Genomic DNA, 5,144 nt, shown 5'->3' on the forward strand with positions numbered 1-5,144 from the left:
GTCCTTGTCGTAATAAAGTTCCTCGCGCGTCTCGGTGGCGAATTCGAAATTCGGCCCCTCGACGATGGCGTCGACCGGGCAGGCCTCCTGGCAGAAGCCGCAATAGATGCACTTCACCATATCGATATCGTAACGCACCGTGCGGCGCGTGCCGTCGTTGCGGCGCGGGCCGGCCTCGATGGTGATGGCCTGCGCCGGGCAGATCGCCTCGCACAATTTGCAGGCGATGCAGCGTTCCTCGCCGTTCGGATAGCGGCGCAGCGCATGCTCGCCGCGGAAGCGCGGGCTGGTCGGCCCCTTCTCGTGCGGATAGTTGATCGTCTCCTTCGGCGCGAAGAACTGGCGCATCGACAGGAAGAAGGCGCTGACGAAGTCCTGCAAGAGCAGAGACTTGGCGGCTTGGGCTAGAGCGGACATCACGCAAACCCCGTGATCTTGAGGAACGCGGCGACGATCACCACCATCGCCAGCGAGATCGGCAGGAAGACCTTCCAGCCGAGCCGCATCAGCTGGTCGTAGCGGTAGCGCGGCACGAAGGCCTTCACCATGGAGATCATGAAGAACACCAGGCAGACCTTGAGCACGAACCAGATCAGACCCGGCACCCAGGTGAAAGGAGCGAAGTCGAAGGGCGGCAGCCAGCCGCCGAGGAACAGGATGGTGGCCAGCGCGCACATCAGCACGATGGCGACATACTCGCCGAGGAAGAACAGCAGGAACGGCGTCGACGAATATTCGACCATATGGCCGGCGACGAGTTCGGATTCGGCTTCGACAAGGTCAAAAGGCGGGCGGTTCGTTTCGGCCAGCGCCGAGATGAAGAAGATGACGAACATCGGGAACAGCGACAGCCAATGCCAGTCGAGGAAGGTGTTGGGCAGGCCAACCCGCGTGCCCAGCCCATCCTGCTGCGACAGCACGATGTCGGACAGGTTGAGAGAGCCGACGCAAAGCAGCACGGTGACAATGACGAAGCCGATCGAGACCTCGTAGGACACCATCTGCGCCGCCGAGCGCAGCGCGCCGAGGAACGGATATTTCGAGTTGGACGCCCAGCCGCCCATGATCACGCCATAGACCTCGAGCGAGGAGATGGCGAAGACATAGAGGATGCCGACATTGACGTTGGCGATCGCCCAGCCCTCGTTGACCGGGATCACCGCCCAGGCCGAGATCGCCAGCACTGCCGAAACCAAAGGCGCCAGCAGAAAAACGCCCTTGTTGGCGCCGGACGGAATCACCGGCTCCTTGAACACGAACTTCAGAAGGTCGGCGAAAGCCTGCAGCGTGCCCCATGGACCGACGACGTTCGGGCCGCGGCGCAGCTGCACCGCCGCCCAGATCTTGCGGTCCGCGTACAGGATGTAGGCGACGAAGATCAACAGCACGACGATCAGCACGACCGACTTCAACAGGATGAGCAGCGCCGGCAGCACGTAGAAGGAGAAGAAGGTGTCCATGCTTATTCCGCCGCCTGCCTGAAGCCGTTTTTCGCCAGCGCCGAGCATTCCGCCATCACGGCGGAAGCCCGCGCGATCGGGTTGGTCAGGTAGAAATCCTTGACCGGCGAGGTGAAGGCGCCCTTGTTCAGCCGCCCGCCGAGCTTCGCCACTTTGGCGACATCGTCAACGTTGCCGGCCGCCACCTGGTCGATGCGGGCAAGATGCGGGTATTCCGAATAGAGTTTCGCGCGAAGCTGCGGCAGCGAATCGAACGGCAGCTTCTTGCCCAGCACATCCGACAGCGCCCGCAGGATCGCCCAGTCCTCGCGCGCATCGCCCGGCGCGAAGCCGGCACGGTTGGTCTGCTGCACGCGGCCCTCGGTGTTGACGTAGGTGCCCGATTTTTCGGTATAGGCGGCGCCCGGCAGGATAACGTTGGCGCGGTGCGCGCCCTGATCGCCATGCGTGCCGATATAAACGACGAAGGCGCCACCGGTCTTGGCCATGTCGATCTCGTCGGCGCCGAGCAGGAACAGCACGTCCATATCGCCCAGCATTCCGGCGACGTTTTTGCCGCCCTCACCCGGCACGAAGCCGACATCGAGCCCGCCGACACGCGCCGCCGCAGTGTGCATCACGGCAAACCCGTTCCAGTCGGCTCTCGCGGCATTGACGGCGGTGGCGAGCTTCGCCGCCTGGCCGAGCACGGCCGCGCCATCCGAGCGTGCCAGCGCACCCTGGCCGACGATAACAAGCGGATGCGTCGCTTTCTTCAGCATCTGGAAGAACTTGCCGTTGCCGTCGGCCAGATCCTTCAGCGATTCCGTTCCGGCGCCGAGCTGCTCATAGTCGTAGCGCGTGTCGCCGACATCGCCGATAACGCCGACGGGCAGGTTGCCGACCCGCCAGCGCTTGCGGATGCGGGCGTTGAGCAAGGACGCCTCGAAGCGCGGATTGGCGCCGATGATCAGCACCGCGTCGGCCTGCTCGATGCCCTCGATGGTCGGGTTGAAGATATAGCTTGCCCGGCCGAGCGACGGATCGAGCGCGGCACCGTCTTGGCGGCAGTCGGTGTTCTTCGAGCCGAGCGAGGCCATCAGCAGCTTCAGCGCATAGATCTCCTCGACGGCGGCGAGATCACCTGCAATGGCGCCGATCTTGTCGGGTGCAGTGCTCGACACCGCTTCCTTGATCGCGGAGAAAGCCTCGGCCCAGCTTGCCGGGGCCAGCTTGCCGTTCTTGCGGACGTATGGCCGGTCGAGGCGCTGGGTGCGCAAGCCGTCCCAGATGAAGCGGGTCTTGTCGGAAATCCACTCCTCGTTCACCGCCTCGTTGGTGCGCGGCAGGATGCGCATCACTTCGCGGCCTCTGGAATCGACGCGGATCGCCGAGCCGACAGCATCCATCACGTCGATGGATTCGGTCTTGGTCAGCTCCCACGGCCGTGCCTGGAAGGCGTAGGGTTTGGAGGTCAGCGCGCCGACCGGGCAAAGGTCGATGACGTTGCCCTGCAGTTCCGAGGTCATCGCGCTTTCTAGATAGGTGGTGATCTCAGCGTCCTCGCCGCGGCCGATCAGGCCGAGCTCGGAAATACCGGCAATTTCGGTGGTGAAGCGAACGCAGCGCGTGCAATGGATGCAGCGGTTCATGATCGTTTTGACCAGCGGCCCGATATACTTGTCTTCGACCGCCCGCTTGTTCTCGTGATAGCGCGAGGAATCGACGCCGAACGCCATCGCCTGGTCCTGCAGGTCGCACTCGCCGCCCTGGTCGCAGATCGGGCAATCCAGCGGATGGTTGATCAGCAGGAATTCCATCACGCCTTCCCTGGCCTTCTTGACCATCGGCGTGTTGGTAAAAATTTCCGGCGTTTCGCCATTCGGTCCGGGGCGCAGGTCGCGCACGCCCATGGCGCAGGACGCCTGCGGCTTGGGCGGACCGCCCTTCACCTCGATCAGGCACATGCGGCAGTTGCCGGCGATCGACAGCCGCTCATGGAAGCAGAAGCGCGGCACTTCCGCGCCGGCGTCCTCGGCTGCCTGCAGCAGCGTGTAGTGGTCGGGTACAGTAATCTCTTTCCCGTCGACCTTGAGCTTTGCCATGTCGTCTCAAACCCCTGCGGACATTCCGCAATCTTTCTTTCCGGGGCGCAACCGAAACCGCGCCCGGCATTGAATTCAATGTTTGGCCGCGGCCAGCACCGCCGCCTGGCTAAGCCAGTCGTCCCGCTCGATGCGGCCCTTGAACGACAGATAATCGTCGACCCAGGCGATCTCTTCCGGCGTCCATGCCGCAATCTGGCCGTAGGTCCAGATCCCCAAGCCGTTCAGCACCTCTTCCAGCTTCGGCCCGATCCCCGATATCGCCTTGAGGTCGGCCGGATTTGCCGGACGATCCATGGCCTTGGGCTGCTTGAAGTCCTCGGGCATCAACCCGGTCGGCGCGGCAGCCGCATCCACCGCGCTCCGTGTAATGCCGCTCGCCGCTATGTCATTCACGTTCCTGGCGAAGGACTGCGCATCGGCGATCAGGGTTTTCGTCGCCGCGCGCGCCTTGGTCGAGGAGCTTGTCCCTGTCCCGGAAAAGCGTTCGACCCTGGCATCGAAATCGTCGACGATCGGCTGGAAAAGCCGCTGCGAGGCCTCGGCGGCGCCCGAGAGCACGCCCATCCACACCCCAAAGGCATGATTGGCAAGCCCGAAGCCGAGCGCCGACAGCGCCGCCGCACCCGCAACAGGGTGCGCCAGGAGATTGACGGCGCTGGCCATCTCCTTCGGCATCATCCTGGTCAGGTCCTGGTTCATCTTCTCGAACGGGTCCAAATCTGGCATCAAATGATCGGGTCTCGAATTCAGCGACATAGGTGGTCTCCTGGTCGTTTCTTCCGTATGCCCCGGCCTGTTTCCTCAAATCGGGCACTTGCCCGTATCTCAAATCGGGCACTTGCCCGTATTTCAAATCGGGCACTTGCCCGCATTCCAGTCGCCCGTCTTTACAAATTTCTTGTCTATTCCGCCGCCACCATCACCGGCTCTGCGCGGTGCGCGTTGCGCGAAAACTCGTCGATGCGCCGCTCCACCTCGCCGCGGAAATGGCGCATCAGGCCTTGGATCGGCCACGCCGCCGCGTCGCCCAGCGCGCAGATCGTGTGGCCTTCGACCTGTTTGGTCACGTCGAGCAGCATATCGATCTCACGCTTCTGCGCCTCGCCGCGCACCAGCCGCTCCATCACCCGCCACATCCAGCCGGTGCCTTCGCGGCACGGCGTGCATTGGCCGCAACTCTCGTGCTTGTAGAAGTATGAAAGCCGCGCGATCGCCTTCACGATATCGGTCGATTTGTCCATGACGATGACAGCCGCCGTGCCGAGGCCCGATTTCAGGTCGCGCAGCGCATCGAAATCCATCGGCGCGTCGATGATCTGCTCCGCCGGCACCAGCGGCACAGAAGCGCCGCCCGGAATGACCGCCAGCAGATTGTCCCAGCCGCCGCGAATGCCGCCGCAATGCGTCTCGATCAGCTCGCGGAACGGGATCGACATCGCCTCTTCGACGGTGCACGGATTGTTGACGTGGCCGGAGATGCAGAACAGCTTGGTGCCGACATTGTTGGGCCGGCCGAAGGACGAGAACCAGGCAGCGCCGCGGCGCAAAATGGTCGGCGCCACCGCGATCGACTCGACATTGTTGACCGTCGTCGGGC

At 63.5% G+C, this 5,144-nt stretch carries 5 protein-coding genes; all 5 read right to left on the reverse strand.

Annotated elements, in window-relative coordinates; all coding sequences use genetic code 11:
* A partial coding sequence (gene nuoI / locus EOA86_RS21340; protein ID WP_128343433.1) for an NADH-quinone oxidoreductase subunit NuoI occupies positions 1-417 on the reverse strand: 417 nt, incomplete at its 3' end.
* The gene (gene nuoH, locus EOA86_RS21345; RefSeq protein WP_023798860.1) at positions 417-1,460 is read right to left on the reverse strand and encodes an NADH-quinone oxidoreductase subunit NuoH; all 1,044 of its coding nucleotides are present in this window, start codon (positions 1,458-1,460) and stop codon (positions 417-419) included. The genes nuoI and nuoH, both read right to left, overlap by 1 nt.
* A gap of 2 nt (positions 1,461-1,462) precedes the next feature.
* The gene (nuoG, locus tag EOA86_RS21350; RefSeq protein ID WP_128343435.1) at positions 1,463-3,544 is read right to left on the reverse strand and encodes an NADH-quinone oxidoreductase subunit NuoG; all 2,082 of its coding nucleotides are present in this window, start codon (positions 3,542-3,544) and stop codon (positions 1,463-1,465) included.
* A 75-nt stretch (positions 3,545-3,619) separates the two neighbouring features.
* The gene (locus EOA86_RS21355) at positions 3,620-4,303 is read right to left on the reverse strand and encodes an NADH-ubiquinone dehydrogenase (protein ID WP_128343436.1); all 684 of its coding nucleotides are present in this window, start codon (positions 4,301-4,303) and stop codon (positions 3,620-3,622) included.
* A gap of 146 nt (positions 4,304-4,449) precedes the next feature.
* Positions 4,450-5,144: NADH-quinone oxidoreductase subunit NuoF (gene nuoF, locus EOA86_RS21360; RefSeq protein WP_128343438.1), on the reverse strand; the 695-nt coding region annotated here is incomplete at its 5' end.

This window comes from Mesorhizobium sp. M5C.F.Ca.IN.020.32.2.1 (assembly GCF_004023105.1).
Lineage (GTDB): Bacteria > Pseudomonadota > Alphaproteobacteria > Rhizobiales > Rhizobiaceae > Mesorhizobium > Mesorhizobium wenxiniae.